Genomic DNA, 23,308 nt, shown 5'->3' with positions numbered 1-23,308 from the left:
GCTGCTTTCCCTCTGAGAAACACTCTTGAAGGCCTAATTTTGAAGCAAATGGTTGTGACTTCTGACCATAGATGAGCCGCCACATAGCCACTTCGAGCGAAACACGAACTCAAGCCGAGGTTAGGGAAATCGCTTCGCCAGTGGCCGCGGCCTACAGGGCAACCAAAGCGACACATTTTCCTGAAGACTCCTCCAGTTCGTGATTTTGGAAGCGGATCGGGTCCAACCGACTGATTGGGCCCCACCGCGCACGAGGTTAGGAAATCTATGACCGCCTGCTTTTACCGGAACGGTTATCCGGGAGTATTGGAACCGCCGAGTGAAGCGCTTCGGTTCCGAGCCGCACCAAATCCCGGAGAACAGCCGCCCTCAGATTCCGGCCGTGGCCCGAACAATGCAAATCACCGGCGGCGCACTTCTGCGCTTCGCCGGTGATTGCCGGGTTGGACTGTCCCTTAGGCGGACGCGGCCCGCCCGATGAACTGGGCAATTTCCGCGGGCTTCGAGACGTAGACGGCGTGGCTGCCCGGGACTTCGGTCACCTGCGCCTTCACGCGTTCGGCCATCATCCGCTGGGCCGGCGGCGGGATCATATTGTCCTCGGAGGCCACCAGGTAGTGGCTCGGCTTGGACTTCCAGGCGGGATTCGTGACGGCGCCGGTCAGGGCATCAAGGCCCCACGGAACCTGCGAATCGGCCATGAACGCGGCCAGACCGGCTTCGACGTCTGCCGCGAAGGATGCGGCGAACCTGGAGCGGTCGAGGAAGAGATAACCATCTTTCGGCGGCAGGATCGGGGGAACGGGCGCGCCCGGGGGAGGATTGGCGATGAGGGAGGCGACCGACTCGCCCTGGTCGGGCGCAAAGGCCGCGATGTAGACGAGGTTCGAAACCTTGGGATGAGTGCCGGCTTCGGTGATGACGACGCCGCCGTAAGAGTGCCCCACGAGGACGACTTCGCCGTCCACACTCTCGATGGCGGCTTTGGTGGTGGCGACGTCGTCGGCGAGGGACTTGGTCGGGTTCTGAACCACGACGACGCTGTGGCCCTTGCGCTTCAGTTCGCGGTAGACGCCGGCCCAGCCGGAGCCGTCGACGAAGCCGCCGTGGACGAGGACGATGGATTTCTTGGCGCTGCTGTTCGATTGATTTGATTTCTGCGTATTCATGATGGGTTTTTATTTTGGGTTGCGGTGGCGGTTGCCAACCGTGAAGCCACTTTATCAGCCGCGCTCGAAACTGCCCAATACCACCTTTCTTTGATGGCGATGCCTTTCAGGAATATCAGGAAACGAGGCCGAAAGTGGCCCGCGAACACCCGCCGTGCTCAAACGTCGGGGCTGACGCGTCAGCTAGCCCGGCGCAGTCGCCCGGATCGTCGCCAGCAGCTTTTCCCCGGAGGGAGGCAGGTCGCCGTTTTGCGCGCGGGCGATGCCGACGCACATGACAGTTTCGGTCTCGGTCAACCGGCGATAAACGAGCCGGTTCCCAATCGCTTCCTTAAAGAGCTGGCTGACCACCGCCACGCACCGGCCGACACCGATTTCGGTGATGAGGGAATTCACGCTGTCGGCTTCCGTCGAGATGTTCGGCCGCAGGGGGGCGAACACGCGTTTTAGGATCCGGTGAAACTCGGAATTCTTTTTGCGATCGAGCACCACCAGGGGCTGTTTGGCCAGCTTGGCGGGCGGGACGGCTTTCAGCTTCGAGAGCGGATGGCCTGAGGCCATGGCGACGAAGAACGGATAGCGGCCAACCTCCTCGAATGTGATTCCCGCGGTGGCCTCCTCGCTGGGCTGCATCATGAGCGCGAGGTGCAGCTTTCCGTCGCGCAGGTCCTGGCAGAGTTCATCGCTGCCGCGATCGTGCAGCACGACTTTGACGCCGGGCGTTGTCTTCTGAAAGGCCGCGAGGGCGCGGGGAAGGATATGCAGGTCGAGCGGCGGCACATAGCCCACCTGCAGTTCGCCAAATTCCCCGCGTGCCAATGCGCGGACCTTCGTGACCGCTTCGTCGACGTGGGTGAGAACCAGACGCGCCTCGGCCAGGAACAGCTTCCCTTCTTCCGTCAGGCGGACGCCGTGTGAAGAGCGGCTCAGCAAGTCCACGCCCAGCTCGTCTTCGAGGTCCGCCACCTGACGACTCAACGCCGGTTGCGCCAACCGCAGCCGCGCGGCGGCCTTGGTGAAATTCAAGCCTTCCGCCACGGCCACAAAGTATCGCAGATGACGCAGTTCCATCGTCAGGGCATTGTGCCAGCCAGGCTGGCGTCGGCAAGAAAGGGTTGCTTCGACAACCGGGATCGAAGCGACTGACGTCCGCGGTGCGGCGAATCGCTCCGCTGTTCCGGGCAATCTCGATCGCGGCGGTTTGCCTCCGGTGGTCGTGGTTGAGGCGAAGGCGAAGCCGAATTTTCCCCTGGTAGGTTTGCACTCAGCAAACAATGATTTTGGGTGTCGAATCCGAAGAGCCTGATTTTCATCAGTCGCTAAAAATAAAGGCAACTGTTGGCAAAATGAAAATTGTTCCCGGCGCTTTGAAAGCATACATTAAATCGTGAAATACCGTACCCTCGGCTTAAGTCAGATCATCGTCAGCGAGATCGGTTTCGGTGGCTGGCAACTCGCCAATCCGGTTTGGGGCATGCAAGATGCGGACGAAGCATTGCGCATGGTGCAAGTTGCTCGGGATGCGGGGTGCAATTTCTTCGACACGGCTCCGGGTTACTCGGAGGGACGCAGCGAAGATTTGCTGGGGCGGGCATTGAAGAACGTCCGGGGACAGGTCGTGCTCTGCTCAAAATTCGGCCACACGGCCGAAGGCGAGACAAATTTCGACATAGCGGCACTGCGTCCTGCGGTCGCCGCCAGTTTGCGCCGGCTTCAGACCGACTATCTCGACGTCCTGCTCGTTCACAATCCGCCGGCAGCTTTAATGGATGGCAACCGAACCGCGCTTTACGGTGAACTGGAACGGCTGAAGAAGGAAGGCTGGTTGCGGTGCTACGGCGTTTCGCTCGACTCAGGGTGCGATCTCGCCCAAGTCGTGGCAACCACTGGGAGCGGGGTGATCGAAGTGTTGTTCAATGCCTTCCATCAGGAGCCTCTTACGGCCTTTGCCGGGGCGCAGAAAAAAGGTGTGGGATTAATCGCCAAGGTGCCGCTTGATTCGGGATGGTTGTCCGGAAAATATCGGAGCGATAGCCGTTTCGACGGGGTGCGCGACCGCTGGACCCCGGAGGTTATTACACGCCGGGCGGCGCTCGTGAAGCAATTTGCGGACTTGGTGCCGCCGGGTCTTTCACTCTCCCATGCCGCCCTTCGCTATGTCTTGGCGCAACCCGAGCTGTCCACGGTTATACCTGGAGCCAAGAGCACCGGGCAGGTGCTGGACAATATTGCCGCTGGAAACGCCGCGCTGCTGCCGGAAACTGTGCGGGCGATTCGCGCCCTTTGGGAGCGGGAGCTCAAGATGGCCCCGCTGCCTTGGTAAGCGAACGCCTTTGTGGAACCAGGCCTTTCACGTAATTGCCGCCGAACGTGCCGCCTAGGCATTTGCCGGTGCCTGCAATTTCCCTTTGGATCCAAGTGGGATCGCGCCCATCCGTTCAAAATGCCTTTCCGGGTCTCGGCGGCTTCTACGTAGGAAATCTTTCGACCTGTGAATCAAATCCACCATGCCTCCAATCAGTAGTGCGACCTCACCCACATCCAGTAATGCAACGGCAGTTCACCAGAAATACTTAGCCGCCAGCTAGCGCAGAAACAGACGGCCAAGACCGCAATGCAAACCAGGCCTCCCGGCCAAAGCCCGCCGCGCCTTCGTCGGTTTCCGACGTCGCTCCCCATGGCGACAGCCGTCAAAAGAACCGTTTCTTCCGCGGCACGCTTTTACTCCTAGGAAACCTGGCGAGGGCGTCAGCCCTAAAGCCCTGGAACTGCCGGTGGCCGCTCCCAACCACCTGAATCCAAGGCCCGGCGGAGCGTTTCGGTCAAAATGCTTTCCGGCACCGGTTTCCTGAGCATGGCGACAGCGCCGGCGCCCATCACCTGCTTTTCCTCGTCCTCTTTGGCGCAAGCTGTGATGAAGATAATTGGCAGGTGCGGATGGGACCGTCCCAGCCGCCTTTGCAATTCAAGGCCGTTCATTTCCGGCATACAGACATCGAGAATCAGGCACGACGCCTCGCCCAGTAGCGGCCATTGCAGAAACTGCTTCGCCCTCGCAAACGCTTCCGCGCGAAAGCCGAGGGAGACAATCAACATTTGCGCCGAGCGGCGCAACGATTCGTCATCGTCGACAATGGCGACCAAGGGGGCAGGGTCCGGTGGCGGAAATGGTTTCATGTTCAGTGGAATAATAACAATTCGATAGGATACACTTGCCAACTCGGAACCGCCATTAGACCTAAGTCCTACGGGAAACCCCGGACCTAGTCCCTCGGTTCCACGCAAACCGCACATTAGCCATCGGCGTGCAGTCTCTCGGCCATTCGCACCAAATCGGCCAGGGAGGTAGCTTGCATTTTTTGCATCACCCGCCCCCGGTGCGCCTTGATCGTTTTTTCCGCCGCTCCAAGCTCGGCCGCCACCTGCTTGTTGAGCAAACCGGTGACGACACTGGCCATGACCTCGCGCTCGCGGGGCGTAAGCCCAGCGTGCCGCTGGCGAAGCGCTGCCAGTTCGAGCCGCTCGCCGAGCGCGACCCGATCGCGCTCAAGGGCCTGGGTGATGGCCCGCAGCATCTCGTCCTCGCGAAATGGCTTGGTGAGGAATTCCACCGCGCCGGCTTTCATCGCTTTAACCGACATGGGAATGTCGCCGTGGCCAGTCATGAAAATGATCGGGATGTCGACGCGCATTCTTGCAAGTTCTTCCTGCAGCTGGAGTCCGGTCAAACCGGGCATGCGCACGTCGAGCACCAAGCAAGCCGGCAGCACCGGATGCGGAAATCCCAGGAACTCTTGGGCGGAAGCAAAGGCTTGAACCTTGAAGCTCGCCGACCTGATCAGGAACTCAAGCGATTGCCGTGACGACCGGTCGTCGTCGACAACATAGACGAGGTGGTCGCCGGGGGTCATGCGATGGCCGGCCCCGGCAGCGGCAGGAGTATCTGGAACGTGGCCCCCGCGCCACCGCTGGGCACCAGCGACAGGCGTCCACCATGCGCCTCGATGATCGAGCGACTGATGGGCAGACCGAGGCCCAGACCTTTTGCCTTGGAGGAGTAAAAAGGGGCGAACAACCGGGCCTCGTCAGACGGGTTGACTCCGGGGCCGTAATCCCGCACGCGCACCGTGAGAGCGGGCTCGTCCCCAGAGCATTCGAGGCGGGCGCTGATTTCAATGAAGCGCTGTACGGGCGGCATTGATTCCATCGCCTCACTGCCGTTTATGATCAGATTGAGCAGCACCTGCTGGAACTGAATGCGATCAACCGCGATTGCGGGCAAATCCGCCGCCAAATCCACCCGGATCGCCACCCCCCGCGCCCGCATTTCGTAGTTCGAGATGGCCACTGCGTCGGTGATGAGATCCTTGACCGCCAGCGGGGCTTTATCCGTGGGCTGCTTTTTGGCCAGAGCCCGGATGCGCGTGATGACATCGCTGGCCCGGTGGGCGTCCTCGACAATCCTGGAGAGGGCCTCGTCGATCCCGGCATTTCCCTCCTGCTGTGTGGCCAGCAGCCGTCGGCAGGCATTCGCGTAATTCATAATCGCGCCCAAGGGCTGGTTTACTTCGTGGGCAATCGAGGCGGTCAATTCACCCATCATGGTCACACGGCTGACGTGGGCGAGTTCGGCCTGCATCGTCTGCAGCGCCTCCTCGGCGGTTTTGCGCTCGGCAATTTCAGCTTGCAGCTTCTCGTTGGTCCGCCGCAGTTCGGCAGTGCGATCCTGAACCTTCTCCTCCAGTTTATCCCGCGCCTGCTGTAACAGCTCTTCGGCGCGCCTTTGTCGTCCGCTGATCCAGCTGACGACAAACACTCCCGCGGAAGTGACCGCCAGCCGAATCAAATCCGACGTCGTCGAAATGCCGGCGTAGGGTGGCGGAATGAAATGAAAGGCAATGGCCGCCGAGGAGAACGAGGCGGCCAGCAACCCGGGACCGGTTCCCCCGAACCACGCACTGAGGATCGTGGCGCAGTAAATGAGATCGGCTGGGGCATGCGGGCTGATGATCCGAAGGGCACGGGTGACAAGCACGGCGCCGAGGCTCGTCACCACCGCAATTGCGTAGCGCACAAAGGCCGAGTTCCGCAAGGACTGTGGAGCGTGGTTGCTCATTCAGACGGGGGGCCGCAGTGAACGCAGATTCGATGATGCCTGGTAGCGGTCTAGTTGCAGGTTGGCTCAGCCCAGGCTGCGGGGCAATCAACTTTACCGGACTGGGACTGGGTTTTGAGCAGATCTGATCCATGTGGATTTGCACCTGTTGAATGGGTGTAAACCGCGCCACTTTCAGGAGAGACGGCTCAAGGGCGCCAATAAGCCGGGCCGGTGAGTGATGGACCGCGGCCAGACGGTAATCATGGGTGAACGCGAATGCGGGGAGGCGGAGTTCAGGCGGCTGGAGTGAGGGTAGCGTGGATCGGAGCTAGTGGAGATCCGTGCGGCACTTTCTTCCGGACAGTCCGTCTCGTTATTTAACCAACTTACAGTCTTCCAGTAGCCGAGGCCATGGGACCAAGGTCCAATGGAATCACGGGAGCTGCGATGGTAGATTGCCCACATGGAAAATTCACCCCCCTCCCTTGGCGGACGCACAAGCAAGTCTGTTAAAGCACGACAGATTCACCCAGCGCAGATTTCCTGGTTTAAGAACGGCCACTCTCGCAGTCGTGGGGATGGCGCCGACCATTCTCGCAGCGGGCCAAGAGAAACCCGATCAGAGCACCAGCATGTCCGGGCCAGCAATCCGCTGTCCGAAGCGGAAAACGCCGAGACGGTGTTTTCTCCAGCCACCAATGCGGTTGGCTAGTTTGGTCGATTTGCCAGATTTAATATGAACCTCTCAATACGATCGCCCGACACCACTGGGCGGCTCCGCGGCAGCACCGATCAGCCTCAGGCCAAAGACGCGCTGCGGGAAAGTGAGGAACGCTTTTCCAGTGCATTCGAATATGCACCCATCGGCATGGCTCTGGTCTCACTTGAAGGCCGGTGGCTTAAAGTGAATCCGGCGCTCTGCAAGGTGGTCGGTTACTCCGAGGACGAACTACTCACCCGCACCTTTCAAAACATCACCCATCCGGAGGATCTAGAAGCGGACTTGAGCTATGTCCGCCGGATAATCGCCGGAGAAATTCACTCCTACCAACTCGAGAAACGCTATATCCACTCAAGCGGCCGGCCTATCACAGTGCAGTTAAGCGTTTCCCTAGTCCGTGATAGCCAGCGGCAGCCGCGCTACTTCATCTCCCAGATGCAAGACATCACCGAGCACAAGCGGGCGGAGGACGAATTGCGCTGGAAAACAGCTTTCCTCGAGGCGCAAGTGGATTCTGCCCTGGACGGGATATTGGTGGTGGACGGCCAGGGCAGAAAAATTCTCCAAAACCAGCGGCATCGCGCATTGTGGAAGGAGCCCGCGCATATCGCCGAAAAGGAAGATTATCCCGCACAGCTTCAGTTCTTCGCGGCCCAGACCAAGAATCCCGCTGAATTTCTCGAGAAGGTCGCCTATTTGTATGCCCACCCGGAAGAGGTGAGCCAGGACGAGATCGAACTGGTGGATGGCACGATTCTGGACCGCTACTCGTCGCCGGTCCGGGACAAGGCGGGAAGACATTACGGCCGAATCTGGACATTCCGCGACATCACCGAGCGCAAGCGGGCCGAGGAACGGATCGCGGAACAGGCCGCGCTGATTGACCAGACTCATGATGTCATCGTTGTCCGCGATCTTAACCACCGCATCATCTTTTGGAACAAGGGTGCGGAACGACTCTATGGCTTGACAGCAGCAGAGGCGATTGGCCGCGAGATCGACGAGCTAATTCAGTTCGATGCCGTGACCTTCCTCGAGGCTTTCAAGACCGTGCTCCGGGACGGCAAATGGAGCGGAGAAATGCAGAAGATTACCGGAGCTGGCGACAAACTCATGCTGCATACCCGGTGGACCTTGCTGCGGGATGCCCGGAACCAGCCCAAATCCATTCTCGTGATCGGTACTGATATCACCGAACGCAAACGGGCGGAAGGCGAATTGCGGAAGCGCGAAGACCGGTTCCGTCTGCTCATAGAAAATGCCTCCGACCTGATCACGATACTGAATGGCGAGGGGCTCATCCGCTTTCAAAGTCCCTCCGCCAAGCGCCTGCTGGGCTACGAACCGGAGGACGTCGTGGGACGGAACGCCTTTGAGTTTATTCATCCTTTGGATGCCGCCCGTGCGGCAGACACCCTCAAGCGCGCCTTGACCGATGCGAACGTGCCTTGGTCGGAAGAGTATCGCTTCCGCCATCAAGATGGCTCCTGGCGCACCCTGCAATCCATCGGGCGAAACATTCCCGGCGAAGCCGCGGACGGTTTCGTCGTCATCAATTCCCGCGACGTCACGGAAAGCAGGGATTTGGAGGCGCAATTCCGGCAGGCACAGAAGATGGAGGCCTTCGGGCAGCTGGCGAGTGGCGTGGCGCATGATTTCAACAATATCCTCGCGGTCATTAAAATGCTGGCCGGCCTGCTGCGACGCGAACAGGCGCTCGCTTCGACGCCAATGGACTTCGCCACCGAGATAGAAACGGCGGCCGAGCGCGGGGCCAACCTCACCCGTCAACTGCTCCTGTTCAGCCAACGCCAGGCCCTGCAGCCGCGCGACCTCGACTTGAATGAGACCATCAAGCACATTGCCAAGATGCTGCATCGCATCCTCGGGGAGGATGTCCACATGCAGTTCAAGTTCGCGCCGCAGCCGTTGTTTGTCCACGCCGACGCGGGAATGCTGGATCAGATCCTCTTGAACCTGACCGTCAATGCCCGCGACGCCATGCCCAAGGGCGGCCGGCTGATCATTGAAACCCAGACTTTCGAGTTTGATGAGGTTACGGCGGCACAAACTGCTCAGGCCCGGCCCGGTTCGTTCGTCTGCTTGAGCGTGACCGACACCGGCTGCGGCATCCCGACGGAAAACTTGCCGCGAATCTTTGAGCCGTTCTTCACCACCAAAGAGGTCGGCAAAGGGAGCGGTCTCGGGTTAGCCACCGTTTTTGGCATCGTCCAGCAGCATAACGGCTGGATCAATGTGTATAGCGAAGTCGGTCTGGGAACAGCCTTCCGGGTATATCTGCCCCGCCTCACCCAGGTTCCAAACCATGCAGCTGGCGGGCCGGCGCTGGCTACGATCACCGGTGGCAGTGAAACCATTTTACTGGTTGAGGATGATTCAGCCTTGCGCACCACCATGCAAATCGTGCTGTCGGGTCTCGGTTATCGCGTGCTGGAGGCGCGCAACGGGGTCGAAGCTCTGGAAGTCTGGAAACAGCACCGCCACGAAATCCACCTGTTGCTGACTGATTTGGTGATGGACGGTGGAATAACCGGCCGGGAACTGGCCGGACAGCTTTTGCAGCAAGACTCCAAATTAAGGGTGCTTTACGTCAGCGGCTACAGCGCGGAAATCGCGAGCAAGGATTTTCTATTGGAAGAAGGGGTGAATTTTCTCCCCAAGCCATTTGAAGCACATCGGCTCGCGCAGGCCCTCAGAAATTGCCTGGAAAAAAATCCGCCAAAAAAACCGGCATGAACGCAAACAATCCCAAGCGGTGGTTCGGCGCAGTGGCGGGCGTCGTGATGCAAATCGCCCTGAGCGTGGTCTATGCTTGGAGGGTATTTCATTCCGCGCGGCTGCGCCGCTACCGGCCTCGAGGTGGCGACGGCGGAGAGCACCATGTCGAACCTGGAGTTCAGCACCGTGCAACTGCGCGGCCAGCAGCTCGTGACCGCGATCGCCCTGGTCCGATCACCCGGCGGCGGGTGGCCGGAAGCGAAGCAACTTTAACAATCCTATGAATACAAAAACAGTGCAGAGCATGAAAACGAAACAATTGGGAAATTCCGATCTGTTCATCACGCGCGTGGGCTTTGGCTCCTGGGCCATCGGCGGCGCCGGATGGCAATACGGGTGGGGCCGGCAAAACGACGACGAATCTGTCGCCGCCATCCACCGCGCCCTTGAACTGGGCGTGAACTGGATCGACACCGCGGCGGTTTACGGCATCGGCCACTCGGAAGAGATCGTGAGCCGGGCGCTCGCGACCTGGTCGGGTGCCCGGCCCTACGTCTTCACCAAGTGCGGTCTCCGCTGGGACGCCAAAGGCCGAACCCGTCGCGACCTGACGGCCGCTTCCATCCGGCAGGAATGCGAGGACAGCCTGCGCCGGCTCAAGGTGGACACCATCGACCTCTACCAGATCCATTGGCCGGTCGATGACCCGAAACGCATCGAGGAGGGCTGGAGCATGATGGCGCAACTGCAACGCGAGGGAAAGGTCCGCTGGATCGGGGTTTCGAATTTTGACGTGGCCCAAATGAAGCACGCCCAAGCCATCGCCCCGATCACCTCATTGCAGCCGCGATATTCCCTGGTGCACCCCGAGATCGAGGCGGAGATCCTGCCCTTTTGCCGGCGCAACGGCATCGGCACGATCGTCTACTCCCCCATGGCCTCGGGGTTGCTGACCGGCGCCATGACCCGGGAGCGCATCGCCCGGCTGCCCGACGATGATTGGCGCAAGCACGATGACGATTTCACGGAGCCAATGCTGTCGGCCCACCTCGCTTTGGTGGAATGGCTGCGCTTCGTCGGCCAGCGCCACGGTTGTTCGCCGGGGGCGGCAGCCGTGGCTTGGACGTTGCGCCACCCGGCCGTGACGGCGGCGATCGCTGGCGCGCGCCGGCCGGAACAGGTGGAGGACGTGGTCGCAGCTGCGGACCTTCAGCTGACGCCCACGGACCTCTATGAAATTGAAACCATCGCCGAACTCGCCGGCTGAACCCGAAAGACAACATGAAAATCGGTTTCATCGGTTTGGGCATCATGGGTAGCCGGATGGCGGCCAACCTGCAAAAAGGCGGTCACACCCTGATTGTGCACAACCGGACGCGGGACAAGGCGGAGCCGTTGCTGTTCAAGGGGGCCGCCTGGGCCGGCTCCCCGGCCGCGGTGGCGGCACAGGCTGAGATCGTCTTCACGATGCTGGCGCCCACCCAGGCCGTCACGAATGCGGCCTTGGGCCCGGACGGCTTGCTTTCCACGCTCGAGCCCGGCCGGTTGTGGGTGGATTGCAGCACGGTCAATCCGTCGTTCTCGCGGGAGATGGCGGAGCATGCCCGGACCCACGGCCTGCGGTTCCTCGACGCTCCGGTCACGGGCTCCCGCAGCCAGGCCGAACAGGCAGCGCTCCTCTTTCTGGTCGGGGGTGCCGGGGACGATTTGGCCGCCTGCCGGCCTTTACTCGAACTCATGGGCACCCGCATCACGCACTGTGGCGGACCGGGCATGGGGGCTTCGCTCAAGATTGTGATCAACCAATTGCTGGGCACGGGCATGGCCGCGTTCGCGGAAGCGCTGGTGCTCGGCGAGTCCCTCGGGCTGGCGCGCGCAGCCCTGTTCGAGGCCCTGTTGGGCGGGCCGGTGACCGCACCCTTCCTCCAATTCAAACGCGAACGAATCGAGCAGGGGAACTACGAACCGGCCGACTTTCCGTTGCGCTGGCTGCAAAAGGATCTGCATCTGGCGGCGGTGAGCGCCCACGAATCCGGCGCGGCGATGCCATTGCTGAATGCGGCAAAGGAACTCAACCGCCTGGCCATCCGGGACGGTCATGGGGACGAAGACTTTGCCGCTATCTATAGCTACCTCGCAGGGCACCGCGAGGTTCGGTGACTCGGTCGTCCAATCCAAAAATCAATTCGTAGATTGATACAGTCCACAAAATACAACAACGAAAGATGAATACGACGCTGGCGGAATCTACCGTCCTTTTCTACGCTCTCAGGTCTCAGCTGGGTGAGCCGCGCAATGCGAGGTCATGCCTCCCGGTGAGATCATTCAGGGACACGCTGATTGCGGGAGTACTCCTTCTGACCGGACTCGGCGCCACGCATGCGGCTGCGCAGCAGCCTTCGTTCATCGGTGATGTCAATCGGGGGAAGAATTTCTTTCAGCAAAACTGTGCAATGTGTCACGCCACGACGCTCGGGCCAAACAACGAAGTCGTTACGGGACAGGGACCAAATCTTGTCGGTGTCCTCGGTCGGCGCGCGGCGACGGGCTCCAATTTCAACTATACGAAGGCCCTGCACGAATCCGGGCTTGCTTGGGACGCAACGACGCTGGAACGGTTCCTCGCAGATCCGCCGACGACGGTTCCCGGCACCACGATGCCGGTGCCCGTGCGCAACGCGGGCGATCGTCTCGACACGATCGCCTATCTGTCGACTCTGACCGCGCCGGCCGGCGTGGCCGTCACCACGACGCCGGCGAGCGCTTCAGCAGGCGGGCCCGCCACCGACGCGGGCGATTGGCACAACGCGGCTCCCGGTCTGAAGCATCACATCCGGCTTTCCGATTTGCCGGCGCCCTACAGCACCAGCTCGGCGGGTAACGGTCCGCAGGTGGTAAGCCAGCCGGCGAATGCCAGATTGTCCGTTCCCGCCGGTTTTACCGTTCGGCTGTTTGTCACGGGCCTCTCCGGCCCCCGTATCCTTCGCACGGCACCCAACGGGGATATTTTCATCGCCGAAACGCGCGCGAACCGCATCCGCGTGATCCGCACCGTGGATGGCGCGGATACTCCGTCGCAGAATGAGATCTTTGCGGACGGTCTCGACCGCCCCTTTGGGATCGCGTTCTACCCGTCGGGGGACGAACCACAATGGGTCTACGTCGCGAACAACAACTCCGTCGTGCGCTTCCCGTATCACCGCGGCGAGCTCAAGGCGGCGGAGGCGCCACAAGTCATCGTACCCACCCTGGCTGAGAGCACCGGTGGGCACACTACGCGCGATTTGGCCTTTTCGGCGGACAACAAACGGCTGTTCATCTCCGTTGGCTCAGGATCAAATGTCGCCGAAACAATCGGGAAGAAAACCCCCAAGGCAACCCGCGCATGGGAAGCGGAACACGGACTGGGCGCGGCGTGGGATTCCGAAACCAATCGCGCCGAGATTCTCGTGACCGATCCCGAGGGCCGCCTGCCTCTCCGCACCTTCGCGACGGGAATCCGCAACGGCGTGGGATTGGCCATGGATCAGACTACGGGCGAATTGTGGACCGCAACCAACGAACGCGACGGCCTCGGTGACGACCTGGTGCCGGACTATATCACCCGCGTGAAAGAGGGCAAATTCTACGGCTGGCCCTGGTATTATCTGGGCAACCACGAAGATCCGCGCCACGCGGGCGAGCGCCCCGATCTGGCTGGCCAGGCCGTTGTTCCCGACGTGCTGTTGCAGTCTCACTCGGCGCCGCTGGAGCTCGCTTTTTATACGGCGACAAAAGGCATGGCGGCGTTTCCCGTGGAGTATCGCGGGGACATCTTCGTGGCCTCGCACGGTTCATGGAACCGCGGCTCCCGCACCGGCTACAAGATCGTGCGCGTGCGACTCAACCACGGCGTCCCGACCGGCGAGTACGACGATTTTCTCACCGGGTTTGTCGTGGACAGCCGGAGTGTCTGGGGCCGGCCGGTGGGGGTGGCCGTGGCCCGTGACGGAGCGCTGCTCGTAGCCGAGGACGGCAACGGCACCCTCTGGCGCATTGCTTATCCCCGCCCATGACTGTCGCCAGTCCCGGGCCGTTGCCTGGCGGTTTGATGGATAAAGCAGCTCAAACATACGTCTCTCGATTGCAGCCGGGATCATGCAGTTGAAGGCAAATTTGTCACGAGACGCCGACAAATTAAAAGGTCGTCGTCGATTTCCCTATCGACCTCAGCGTCGCACTGCAGTGACTCAAACGACGTGTGCAACGCCCTTGAGCGTTGCACAACCTTTTCCGGGCTTTTCGACCCGCCGACATTTCGTAAGACAAATTGTCGGCTTACCGTTGCATACTAGCCCCAATCGGTTGTTGGCTTTCAGCACCTTGGGCGGTGTGCAACACCAGCATCTCGATTTGTGTTACAAATATCGATGGCTGCCCGACCTGGATTCGAACCGGCACCACCGGTCAAACGGACCGGACGCAGCGATATTTTGAAGGACTTCGGCCTTCCATGGTGTTAGGCATCATACCGTCAGCCTTTCCCCATGACACCACCGCCCGATCCACTTGATCCGTTGTTGGACCGCTGGTCCGAGACGCCCGAACCTCCGGCGCGGCTTTCCGCCGAGGTCTGGCACCGGATCGCCCGCGCGGAGCCGGAGCCGGCACCCAATTGGCGGGCCGCCGTCGAAGCCTGGTTCGCCCGGCCACCGTTCGCCCTCCTGTTCATCGCCTGCTGCGCCCTCCTCGGGCTGTTTCTGGCCGAGGTCCGCGTCAACCGTCTGGAAAGCGAACGCAGTGCGCAGCTCGCCCGCAGCTACCTGGTGCTGATCAACCCGCTGCTCGCCGAGAAGGCTGAGCCGCCCCGCCCGTGAAACGCACCCTGCTCACCCTCGCCCTCGGCCTTGCGGTCGGCCTCGGCGTGCATTTCACCTATTACCGCCTGCATCAGCCGGCTCCGACCGACACGCTGGACGGCCAGCTGGCCTGGATGCGGACGGAGCTGCAGCTCACCGACGCCCAATTCGCCCGCATCAAGGAAGTCCATCAGGCGTCGGGCCCGCGCCTGCGGGCCATCGCCGCCCAGCTGGCCGGGCTGCAGGCGGAGTTCCAGGCCTTCGAGCATTCCCGCTTTACGACCGATCAGGTGGATTTCCTCGAGTTCGCTCGCTACGTCGAGCTCCGCCGGCACGTGAGCAGCGAGAGCCAGGACTCCACGCGCCGGCTCGTGCTCGCCGCGACCGAGGTCATGACCCCGGAACAACGGCAGCGCTACATCCGGCTCGTCGCAGCCGTCGAACCGCCTGCCTCCCTTCTGCTCAATTGATGCGCCACCCCGCGCGTTGTGCCCACCACCGATACCGCCGCCGACCAGGCCAGCTTGCTCGCCCTGCAGCAGGGTGAAGCGGTCGCACTGAACCGGCTGATCACGCGCTGGCAGCGTCCGCTGCACAGTTTCGCCTACCGCTACGTGCAAAACAACGCGGATGCGCACGACCTCGTCGCCGAGACCTTCGTGCGTCTCTACCAACAGCGCCTCCGGCTGCGGCCTGACACCCGGCTCAGCGCATGGCTTTTCACCACCCTCACCAACCTCTGCCACAACCACCACCGCTGGCTGCGCCGCCATCCCACGGTCGCGCTTGACGCCCCCGCCACCGCCGACCCGGCGCAGCCGCCGGCAAGCCTTGAGCCGGTCAGCGGGGATCCCTCGCCCAATGTCGCGCTGGAGCAGGACGAAACCCTCGCCGCCGTCCGCGCCGCCATCGAGCGGCTGCCGCATGACCTGAAGGTGACGCTGCTCCTGCACCATTACGAGCACCTCTCGTATCACGAGATTGGCGAAATCACCGGCTGTTCGGATCGCGGGATCGAGACCCGGCTCTACCGCGCCCGCCGGCAGTTGCGGGAAAGCTTGGCCGACCTGCTCAACGAACCGACACGGCCTTAGCCTGGTCCGCTCCAGAATCAAGGTCTCAGGGTGACGCCTGGTCCTGTTGGACCCACTGAAAAGCGGACCGATCGGCCCGCCCATTGTGTCCGGTTTCGCACCAACCCGCGGCGACCCTCACGGCCCGGCCACGAAGTTGAATTCCTGCCGCACGAAGACCAGCGCCGGCCGGCCCCGATGAAGCGGGGGTTCGAAACGCCACTGCTTGACCGCGTCCAGCGCACAGGCGGCATACGGCGTGCCGACGTCGGCCCGCGAGACCGACGGCAGGCGCACCCGACCCTCCTCGTCGATATAGAACTCTACCGCCACCGTGCGTTTCTTCTCGCCCCCGCCCAGCCCGGGGCTGACCGGGGACACCACATGGACGGGCGTCGGAATCCGGTCAAGCTCGCGCAGGGTGCGGGAGCGATAGACATATCTGCCCTTCGTGATCTCATCGATCTGGTTCATTACGACGTCGAACCCGCTGAGGCTGACCACCACGCCGGTCCGGGAGAAATCGAAATGCACTTCCTGCACCGAGGACCAGGGGACGCCGTTGACCCGGGATGGATCGAAACGCCACCCCTTCAGCGCAGCCACCGCGGTGTCGGCGAACTCCTTGCGGGAGTATGCTGTGACCAGGCAATCCGTGAGCCGGCCGTCCTGGTCGACACTGATCGCCACCGTCGCGTCGCCATTCATCACCAGACTCTCGTTCAACTGCAGGGGAAACCTAGGCTCGTCGGTCCGGATGATCTGCAGCGGCATCTGGTCCGTCGCTTTCGCCCCTGGCTGGGCGCTGATCGGAACGGCAAACCACAGGGCGGAGCAAACCAAAGGCAGGCAGGGGAGTTTCATATTGAGCGAGGTTCGTTGGGCATAACACCAGATGGCCGCCCAACCCTTCATGGACGGGCCGCCAATTTGAAGAGGAACCATCCCCCGATAAGACCGCTTGTGTCCGCGGTTTCCCCCCGCATCTTGCCCGCCAATGCGCCTGCCCCTCGCGTTTTGCCTCGCCTTGCTGTCAACCCGCCTGACCGCCGCGGCACCGGCGCCGACGGTCTGGCCTCTCGTCCAGACCGTCACCATCGGTGGCTTCAAGGCCGAGGTGCTCGGCACGCCGCGCGTCGCGTCCGGCCCGGACGGCCCGGCCCTTTTTTTCAACGGCAGCTCCGACGGCCTCCTGCTGCCGGTCAACCCGCTGCAGGGTCTCGCGCGCTTCACCATCGAGGCCCTGATCCGACCGGAGGCCGGCGGTGCGCCGGAACAGCGGTTCCTGCACATCCAGGACGAGGCGGGCAGCCGCGCGCTGATGGAAATCCGCCTGACCGACGCCGGCTGGGCACTCGACACCTTCCTGTTCTCCGCGAAAAACCAGCAGAAGCTGCCGCTGCTGGACCACGCCCGGCTGCATCCCGCGGACCGCTGGACGTGGGTCGCGCTCGTCTATGCCGACGGTCACATGGCGCACTACATCAACGGCGTGAAGGAACTCGAAGGCGATGTGACCATCCCGCCGATGGGCGTGGGCCGGATTTCCCTCGGGGTGCGACAGAACAAGGTCTATTGGTTCAAGGGTGGCATCCGCGAGGTGCGCTTCGAACCCTCGGCGCTGGCGCCCGCCGAATTGCAGCGGGTGAAATAAGGTGGAGGCGGGACTATCAGTCCCGTGGGATGCTTGCAGCGACGCCGATGCATTGCGGGACTGATAGTCCCACCTCCATTCAAAACTACTTCCTCACGGTAGCTTCACGGCGTTGTTCATCCGGATGATTTCGCCGAGAGAGGAGCATGAGGCGTGAGGGCGGGCGGTTGGAACCTAGAATCCGGCGAAAGGTTTCGCGCGCTGGCACAGCTGCAGCGCCACGCCCCACGGGTCGCGCAGGAACATCAGCCGGGTGCCGTCGGGGGCGGTCTCCTCGGAAAACGGCTTCGCGCCCGCGGCCACGAGCCGCGTCCGCTCCGCCTCGGCGTCGGATACGAAGAACGCCACGTGCAGCACCAGCGGGTGGGTCGCCGCGAAGTCGAGGCAGGGGGCGGACGGGTTGGAGTAAATTTCCAGGAACACGCGCCCGGTCTCGTCCCCGAGAAACTGTGTGTAGGGCGCATCCTCCCGGCGGCGCAGGACCGTCAGGCCGAGGTGCTGCCCATACCAACGGCCCATGGCGCTTACATCAGGGACATTCAGGGCCAGGTGCTCGAATTTCATGCTCGGGAGGTGAGGGTGAACGTTGCTCCCATCACGGGCCGGCGGCCGGGCGAGGCAATTGGATTCATCTTCCGACCCGCAAATGTTCATAGGTGAAATCAAAGGCCGGGCGCGCCTTGCTCCCGTCCGGCCTGTCCACCATAGCCCAACGAGCGACGGCGGAAGGCCGGGTTTCACCTCAGGTGTTTCCCCGTTATCTCCGCCATTGACGCCGCTTTTGGCGGCGGATTCCATGGACACCGATGCCCGCCAAATCCGCCGCTTCACCCACCGTCAAATACCAGCGCGTCGTCCTGAAGCTGAGCGGCGAAGTATTGCGGGGTGGCAAGGGCACCGAGCCGATCGACGCCGCCACCCTCGAGCGGATGTGCGAACAGGTGAAGGAAATCCACGACCTCGGCTGCCAGGTCTGCGTCGTCATCGGCGGCGGCAACATCTTCCGCGGCCTCCAGGGCGCCAAGCGCGGCGTCGACCGCACCACCGGCGACTACATGGGCATGCTCGCCACCGTCATCAACGGCCTGGCCATCATGGACTGCCTCGAGAAGATGGGCGTGAAGACCCGCGTCCAGTCCGCCATCCCGATGAACCAGATCGCCGAGCCGTTCATCATGCGCCGCGCCATGCGCCACCTGGAGAAGAAGCGCGTCGTCATCTTCGTCGCCGGCACGGGCAACCCGTATTTCTCCACCGACACCACCGCCGCCCTCCGCGCCTCCGAGCTCCACGCCGACATCATCATGAAGGCCACGAAGGTCGACGGCATCTACGACAAGGATCCGAAGAAGTTTCCCGACGCGGTCAAATACGAGGAGCTCACCTTCGTCGAGGCCCTCCGCCAGCGGCTCAATGTCATGGACTCGACCGCCTTCTCGCTCTGCCTCGACAACAACGTCCCCATCCTCGTCTTCAACCTCGACGACCCCCACGCCATCAAGAAGGCCGTCATGGGCGACAAGATCGGCACGCTGGTGCATAATTAAGCTATAAGCCTTAAGCTGTAAGTTTTAAGCCAATCCATCGGTTACTTGCTCCGGGCTCACCTTTTTTGCTTACCGCTTAGCGCTTACCGCTTATAGCTTCATTCCCATGAGCCATCCCCTCCTCACCGACGCCCAGACCCGCATGAAGAAAACCGTGGACCACACGCTCCACGAGTTCTCCACCATCCACACCGGCAAGGCCTCCCCCTCCATGGTCGAGGGCATCATGGTCGAGGCCTACGGCGGCACGCAGCAGCTCAAGGCCTGCGCCGCCATCACGACGCCCGACGCGCGCATGATCCAGGTGCAGCCGTGGGACAAGGGCCTCCTCCGCGCCATCGAGAAGGCGCTCCAGCAGGCCAACATCGGCGTCAACCCGGTGGTCGACGGCAACCTCATCCGCCTCCCCTTCCCCGACCTCTCCAAGGAACGCCGCCTCGAGTTCGTGAAGACCGCGCACCGCCTCGCCGAGGAGGGCCGCGTCCACGTGCGCAACGTCCGCCGCGACGTGCTCGAGCAGGTCAAGAAGGCCAAGCTGCCCGAGGATGAGACCAAGCGCCTCGAGAAGGAAATCCAGGCCGCCACGGACAAGGCCATCAAGGACATCGAGACCCACCTCGGCCACAAGGAGAAGGAACTCACCTCGCATTGATTTGCCCCGCTGGGAGGGGCTTTATGCCCCGACGGTGTAGCGCGTTGACCTCAACGCGCTTCTTTTTTGCGCAGATCGAACCAACGCGCCGGGGTCAGCCCGTTCCACCTTGGCTTGTGTGGAAGGCCCAGCTCCCGCTGGGCCGCGAACGTGATATCGCAACCGCACTTCGGCCCAGCGGGAGCTGGGTCCGCCATTTATCCTTTGCTCTTTTTGCGCCTTTCTCCCCCGTGCCACAGGCTCGGGACGAGTCCGCCATAGCCTTGGCGACGGCGGATGCGCCTTTACCTTGCCACTTCTGAATTCTGGATTCTGGCTCCTGACTCCTTCTTCATGGATTTTGAACTGCCATCTTCTTCGCCTGCGGCCTCCGGCCGCTGGACGAATCGGCCGTAGCCTTGGCGTAGGCTGACCCGTCATGCCCGATTTTACCCTTCATACTCCCGGCGGCCACAACGCGCCCCAAGTCCCCGCGATCGACTTCCGCGCGCTTCTCAACGACGAGCAGTTCGCGGCCGTCACCGCCGCACCGGGCCCCCTGCTCGTCCTGGCCGGCGCCGGCTCGGGCAAGACCCGCACCCTCACCTACCGTGTGGCCTACCTGCTCTCCCAGGGCGTCCGCCCGGGCGAGATCCTCCTCCTCACCTTTACCAACAAGGCCGCCAAGGAGATGCTCCACCGCGTCCACGACCTGACCGGCATCGAGCCGGCGCGCTTCTGGGGCGGCACCTTCCACTCCCTCGGCAACCGCGCCCTGCGCATGTTCGGCGACGCCATCAAGCTCCCGAAGAACTTCACCATCCTCGACGCCGACGAATCCGAGACGATGCTCAAGCAGTCCGTCGAGGCCGTCGACAAGACCTTCTTCAAGGACAAGACCAACCCCCGCCCCGGCCCGCTCTTCAGCGTCCTCTCCCTCGCCCGCAACACCCAGCTCTCCCTCCACGACACCGTCGCGAAGAACTTCCCGCAATACGGCGAGATCAGCGACCGCCTCCCGGAGTTCGCCGCCGCCTACGAGAAAGCCCGGCGCGACCAGTCCGTCGTGGACTATGACGACCTCCTCGAGCTCTGGCTCAAGCTCCTCACCGACGCGCCCGAGATCGCCTCTTATTTCACCAACCGCTTCCGCCACGTCCTCGTCGACGAATACCAGGACACCAACACCCTCCAGGCCCAGATCGTGGACCGCCTCTCCGCCCACCACCAGGTGATGGCCGTCGGCGACGACGCCCAGTGCATCTACTCGTGGCGCGGCGCCGACTTCGAGAACATCATGACGTTCCCCGACCGCCACGCGGGCACCGTCATCCATCGCATCGAGATCAACTACCGCTCCACGCCCGAGATCCTCGCCTTCGCCAACGGCGTGCTCAACGCCCAGCCCAAGGGCCGCCACTTCGACAAGGAGCTCCGCGCCGCCCGCAAGCACTCGGTGAAGCCCTACGTCGTCCAGACCATGGACGACCGCGAGCAGGCCGAGTTCGTCCTCAAGCGCATCCACTCCCTCGTCAACGACGACGGCGTCGCCGCCAACGAGATCGCCATCCTCTACCGCTCGCACTTTCTCGCCCTCGAGATGCAGCTCGCCCTCTCCCGCGCCGGCATCCCCTACGTCATCACCAGCGGCGTGAAATTCTTCGAGCGCCAGCACGTGCGCGACCTCATCGCCCTGCTCCGCTTCGTCTACAACCCCGCCGACGTCCAGGCCTGGTCGCGCATTGCCATCCTCCTGCCCAAGGTCGGCGAGAAGGGCGCGCTGAAGATCCACGCCGCCGCCCTCGACCACGCCCGGATGATGCAGAAGAACTTCCTCGACGTCCTCTCGACCGACGACGTGAAGAGCAAGGTCGCCAAGGACGCGAAGGACGACTGGGCGCAGTTCTGCGAGTCGCTCGTGCAGGTCGCCGACGCCATGAGCAACCAGAAGCCCAGCGACACCGTGACCGTCGCCCTCGAGGGCTGGTATGGCGACTACATGAAGGGCGAATACGCCGACTACCTCGACCGCCTCGAGGAACTGAAGGCCCTCGTCGGCTTCGCCTCGCGCTTCGAGGAGATGCAGGACCTGCTCGCGCAGATCGTGCTCCTCAACGGCGAGACCAGCGAGCGCGAGGTCGATCCCGACGCCGCGGCCATCAAGCTCACGACGGTGCACCAGGCCAAGGGCCTCGAATATGACGTCGTCTTCCTCATCGGCGCCGCTGATGGACAATTTCCGACCCGCCGTTCGATCGAGGCCGGCGACGTCGAGGAAGAGCGCCGGCTGTTCTACGTCGCCGTCACCCGCGCCAAGAACGAGCTGTATATCAGCTATCCCCGTGTCGCCACCCGCGCCGGCCCCGGCGGGATGATGCTCACGCCCTCCCGCTTCCTGACTGAATTGGACGAAGACCTCTACGAAGAGTTAAGAATCAAGCGAAGCTACGGGTGGTGATCGACGTGGGAGGGGCTTTACGCCCCGACGGTAGGGGCGGTTGCCCCAACCGCCCTCTTGATATCCGCTATTGCTTTTCAAGCAGCCTGGCGTAGCCTGCCGGTAATGCGGTTTTCGTGGGATCGGGCCAAGGAGCGGCTAAATGTCGCCCGCCATGGCGTCGATTTCACGACCGCCCAGCAGGCTTTTGATGATCCAAAGTTCATTATTCTTTTTGACGACGCCCACAGCACTCCGCACGAACTGCGCTGGTGGCTGCTGGGCCGCGTCGGATCCCGAATCCTTCACGTTCGCTATACTCACCGTCCCGGTGGAGTCATCCGCCTGATCGGCGCCGGATACTGGAGAAACTCACGTGCCTACTATGAAATCTACTGGAAAGAACAAGAAGCCCAGGATTGAACCCCCGGTTTTCGATGCCGAGGGCTATCAAACCAACATCAAGGATCTGAACGGAACACCCCTGCCCAACCTCAGCAAAGTGCAGGCGGTGTCGTTTTGGGGCGGTGCCCGCAGCGGGGCCGGCCGTAAATCGACCGGACGCCAGCCTGTCTTGTTGCGCCTCACCCCCAAGACGCTGCGCCGCCTCCGTGCCGCCGCGCGCAAGCAGGGGAAATCCATATCGGAAGTCGCCGAGGCACGCCTTGTCCTCGCTTGAATCCACCTGCGCCGGCCCCGGCGGGATGACTTGTCCAGACGGCAAACAAGGTCAGGTCGAGTATGATGTGGTTACTTCCCGACGCCCGAAGACTCCGTCTTCATTCCACGGAATAGTTTGAGCTCTTTGCCGGTCGTGTCCACGTAGGACCGAATCTTCTGCGTAAGCCGGTCGATCTCCTTCGTCCGCTTTTCATCAGCGTAGGCGATGAACTTGAGGGTGTAGTCTTGGTAGATCTTCAGCCCCACCGCGGGGCCGTGCGTGATCGTCGTGCTCGGAGTGTCCGGTCGATGTAGCCTTCATAGACGAACGGTTTCTTCGGATCCTGAGGATTCTCGATGACGCTCCGGGTGTAGATTCGCTTTTCGGGGTGTTTGATGACCTCGATGAGCCATTTGTAGCCAGCGAACCCCTGGATGAGTTGGAAGGCTCCAAGCTTCGTCTGGAAATAATGGCTCTCGGCCGGCCGTGGCTCCGTGATGTTGCTGCCCTCCCGATAGGTGCCGACGACCAACTCCAGTTCAGCCGAATTGAGGGTGAATGGGCAGGCTGCCGCCAACAGGATATAATTAACTAGGCTCGTTTTCATTCTCTCCTTCTTGGGGTTATCCGGTGTCTGCATGTTGGCCCCCATGCAGTTGCACCGGCAGCTTGGTTCCCCGATGAGGAAGTTCAAGAATCGAACCGTAGTCTACTCCAGCACCTACCGCAGGGCGTGGTGA

23 protein-coding genes are annotated in these 23,308 nt (G+C 62.2%); 15 read left to right on the top strand and 8 right to left on the bottom strand.

What is annotated here, in order from left to right; translation table 11 throughout:
- Positions 1-455: 455 nt before the first annotated feature.
- Together BLU29_RS10380 and BLU29_RS10375 are read right to left on the bottom strand one after the other, a co-directional pair.
- The gene (locus tag BLU29_RS10380; RefSeq protein WP_091057494.1) at positions 456-1,169 is read right to left on the bottom strand and encodes an alpha/beta hydrolase; all 714 of its coding nucleotides are present in this window, start codon (positions 1,167-1,169) and stop codon (positions 456-458) included.
- 183 nt (positions 1,170-1,352) lie between these two features.
- The gene (locus tag BLU29_RS10375; RefSeq protein WP_091057491.1) at positions 1,353-2,240 is read right to left on the bottom strand and encodes a LysR substrate-binding domain-containing protein; all 888 of its coding nucleotides are present in this window, start codon (positions 2,238-2,240) and stop codon (positions 1,353-1,355) included.
- Positions 2,241-2,556: 316 nt separating this feature from the next.
- Between BLU29_RS10375 and BLU29_RS10370 the strand changes: the two genes are divergently transcribed.
- The gene (locus BLU29_RS10370) at positions 2,557-3,492 is read left to right on the top strand and encodes an aldo/keto reductase (protein ID WP_091057490.1); all 936 of its coding nucleotides are present in this window, start codon (positions 2,557-2,559) and stop codon (positions 3,490-3,492) included.
- A gap of 431 nt (positions 3,493-3,923) precedes the next feature.
- On the opposite strand, the gene BLU29_RS10365 is transcribed toward BLU29_RS10370, so the two are convergent.
- From BLU29_RS10365 to BLU29_RS10355, 3 genes are all read right to left on the bottom strand, one after another.
- Positions 3,924-4,313, bottom strand: coding sequence for a response regulator (locus BLU29_RS10365; protein WP_172830250.1), 390 nt, complete (start codon positions 4,311-4,313; stop codon positions 3,924-3,926).
- Between the two features lie 149 nt (positions 4,314-4,462).
- The gene (locus BLU29_RS10360; protein WP_091057486.1) at positions 4,463-5,080 is read right to left on the bottom strand and encodes a response regulator transcription factor; all 618 of its coding nucleotides are present in this window, start codon (positions 5,078-5,080) and stop codon (positions 4,463-4,465) included.
- A complete protein-coding gene (locus tag BLU29_RS10355; RefSeq protein ID WP_091057483.1) occupies positions 5,077-6,285 on the bottom strand; it encodes a PAS domain-containing sensor histidine kinase in 1,209 nt (402 codons plus the stop codon). Before BLU29_RS10355 ends, BLU29_RS10360 begins: the two co-directional genes overlap by 4 nt.
- Positions 6,286-7,003: 718 nt before the next feature.
- On the opposite strand from BLU29_RS10355, the gene BLU29_RS10350 reads away from it, so the two are divergent.
- The 8 genes from BLU29_RS10350 (at position 7,004) to BLU29_RS10315 (ending at position 15,659) form a co-directional block, all read left to right on the top strand.
- Complete coding sequence (locus tag BLU29_RS10350) at positions 7,004-9,745, top strand: PAS domain S-box protein (RefSeq protein WP_091057479.1); 2,742 nt, start codon at positions 7,004-7,006, stop codon at positions 9,743-9,745.
- 72 nt (positions 9,746-9,817) lie between these two features.
- A complete protein-coding gene (locus BLU29_RS10345) occupies positions 9,818-10,000 on the top strand; it encodes a hypothetical protein (RefSeq protein ID WP_091057478.1) in 183 nt (60 codons plus the stop codon).
- A gap of 31 nt (positions 10,001-10,031) precedes the next feature.
- Positions 10,032-10,994 (top strand): aldo/keto reductase, encoded by a 963-nt coding sequence (locus tag BLU29_RS10340; protein WP_091057475.1) that lies wholly within the window; start codon positions 10,032-10,034, stop codon positions 10,992-10,994.
- A 14-nt stretch (positions 10,995-11,008) separates the two neighbouring features.
- Positions 11,009-11,887 carry an NAD(P)-dependent oxidoreductase gene (locus BLU29_RS10335; protein WP_091057473.1) on the top strand — a complete coding sequence of 293 codons (879 nt, stop codon included), beginning with the start codon at positions 11,009-11,011 and terminating at the stop codon, positions 11,885-11,887.
- Between the two features lie 65 nt (positions 11,888-11,952).
- On the top strand, positions 11,953-13,782 hold the full coding sequence (locus tag BLU29_RS10330) for a PQQ-dependent sugar dehydrogenase (protein WP_172830249.1): 1,830 nt from the start codon (positions 11,953-11,955) through the stop codon (positions 13,780-13,782).
- Positions 13,783-14,253: 471 nt separating this feature from the next.
- The gene (locus tag BLU29_RS10325; protein ID WP_157693779.1) at positions 14,254-14,583 is read left to right on the top strand and encodes a hypothetical protein; all 330 of its coding nucleotides are present in this window, start codon (positions 14,254-14,256) and stop codon (positions 14,581-14,583) included.
- Positions 14,580-15,035, top strand: coding sequence for a Spy/CpxP family protein refolding chaperone (locus tag BLU29_RS10320; RefSeq protein WP_091057469.1), 456 nt, complete (start codon positions 14,580-14,582; stop codon positions 15,033-15,035). Before BLU29_RS10325 ends, BLU29_RS10320 begins: the two co-directional genes overlap by 4 nt.
- Positions 15,036-15,053: 18 nt before the next feature.
- On the top strand, positions 15,054-15,659 hold the full coding sequence (locus BLU29_RS10315; RefSeq protein WP_091057466.1) for an RNA polymerase sigma factor: 606 nt from the start codon (positions 15,054-15,056) through the stop codon (positions 15,657-15,659).
- 117 nt (positions 15,660-15,776) lie between these two features.
- Here the strand turns inward: BLU29_RS10315 and BLU29_RS10310 are convergent, their stop codons facing one another.
- Positions 15,777-16,502: a TonB family protein gene (locus BLU29_RS10310; RefSeq protein ID WP_172830248.1), complete on the bottom strand. Its 726-nt coding sequence runs from the start codon at positions 16,500-16,502 to the stop codon at positions 15,777-15,779.
- A gap of 133 nt (positions 16,503-16,635) precedes the next feature.
- On the opposite strand from BLU29_RS10310, the gene BLU29_RS10305 reads away from it, so the two are divergent.
- The gene (locus BLU29_RS10305; RefSeq protein ID WP_091057464.1) at positions 16,636-17,292 is read left to right on the top strand and encodes a LamG domain-containing protein; all 657 of its coding nucleotides are present in this window, start codon (positions 16,636-16,638) and stop codon (positions 17,290-17,292) included.
- A 174-nt stretch (positions 17,293-17,466) separates the two neighbouring features.
- Here BLU29_RS10305 and BLU29_RS10300 read toward each other — a convergent pair whose 3' ends face one another.
- Positions 17,467-17,856, bottom strand: a complete 390-nt coding sequence (locus BLU29_RS10300) for a VOC family protein (protein WP_091057461.1) — start codon at positions 17,854-17,856, stop codon at positions 17,467-17,469.
- A 242-nt stretch (positions 17,857-18,098) separates the two neighbouring features.
- Here BLU29_RS10300 and pyrH point away from each other — a divergent pair, with 242 nt between their 5' ends.
- From pyrH to BLU29_RS18045, 5 genes are all read left to right on the top strand, one after another.
- On the top strand, positions 18,099-18,839 hold the full coding sequence (gene pyrH / locus BLU29_RS10295; RefSeq protein WP_091057459.1) for a UMP kinase: 741 nt from the start codon (positions 18,099-18,101) through the stop codon (positions 18,837-18,839).
- Positions 18,840-18,945: 106 nt separating this feature from the next.
- The gene (gene frr / locus BLU29_RS10290; protein ID WP_091057457.1) at positions 18,946-19,491 is read left to right on the top strand and encodes a ribosome recycling factor; all 546 of its coding nucleotides are present in this window, start codon (positions 18,946-18,948) and stop codon (positions 19,489-19,491) included.
- Between the two features lie 418 nt (positions 19,492-19,909).
- The gene (locus tag BLU29_RS10285; RefSeq protein WP_091057456.1) at positions 19,910-21,928 is read left to right on the top strand and encodes an ATP-dependent helicase; all 2,019 of its coding nucleotides are present in this window, start codon (positions 19,910-19,912) and stop codon (positions 21,926-21,928) included.
- 57 nt (positions 21,929-21,985) lie between these two features.
- Entirely contained in the window at positions 21,986-22,330 is a 345-nt protein-coding gene (locus tag BLU29_RS10280; protein ID WP_197677685.1) for a BrnT family toxin, read from the top strand.
- The gene (locus BLU29_RS18045) at positions 22,293-22,586 is read left to right on the top strand and encodes a hypothetical protein (protein ID WP_157693777.1); all 294 of its coding nucleotides are present in this window, start codon (positions 22,293-22,295) and stop codon (positions 22,584-22,586) included. The genes BLU29_RS10280 and BLU29_RS18045 overlap by 38 nt, the downstream gene beginning before the upstream one ends.
- A gap of 238 nt (positions 22,587-22,824) precedes the next feature.
- Here the strand turns inward: BLU29_RS18045 and BLU29_RS18040 are convergent, their stop codons facing one another.
- The gene (locus BLU29_RS18040; RefSeq protein WP_157693776.1) at positions 22,825-23,262 is read right to left on the bottom strand and encodes a hypothetical protein; all 438 of its coding nucleotides are present in this window, start codon (positions 23,260-23,262) and stop codon (positions 22,825-22,827) included.
- Positions 23,263-23,308: the final 46 nt, after the last annotated feature.

The sequence above is a fragment of the Opitutus sp. GAS368 genome, from assembly GCF_900104925.1.
Classification (GTDB): Bacteria; Verrucomicrobiota; Verrucomicrobiia; order Opitutales; family Opitutaceae; genus Lacunisphaera.
Note: the sequence above shows the minus strand (reverse complement) of the source record. Positions and strands in the feature narration are given on the sequence as shown.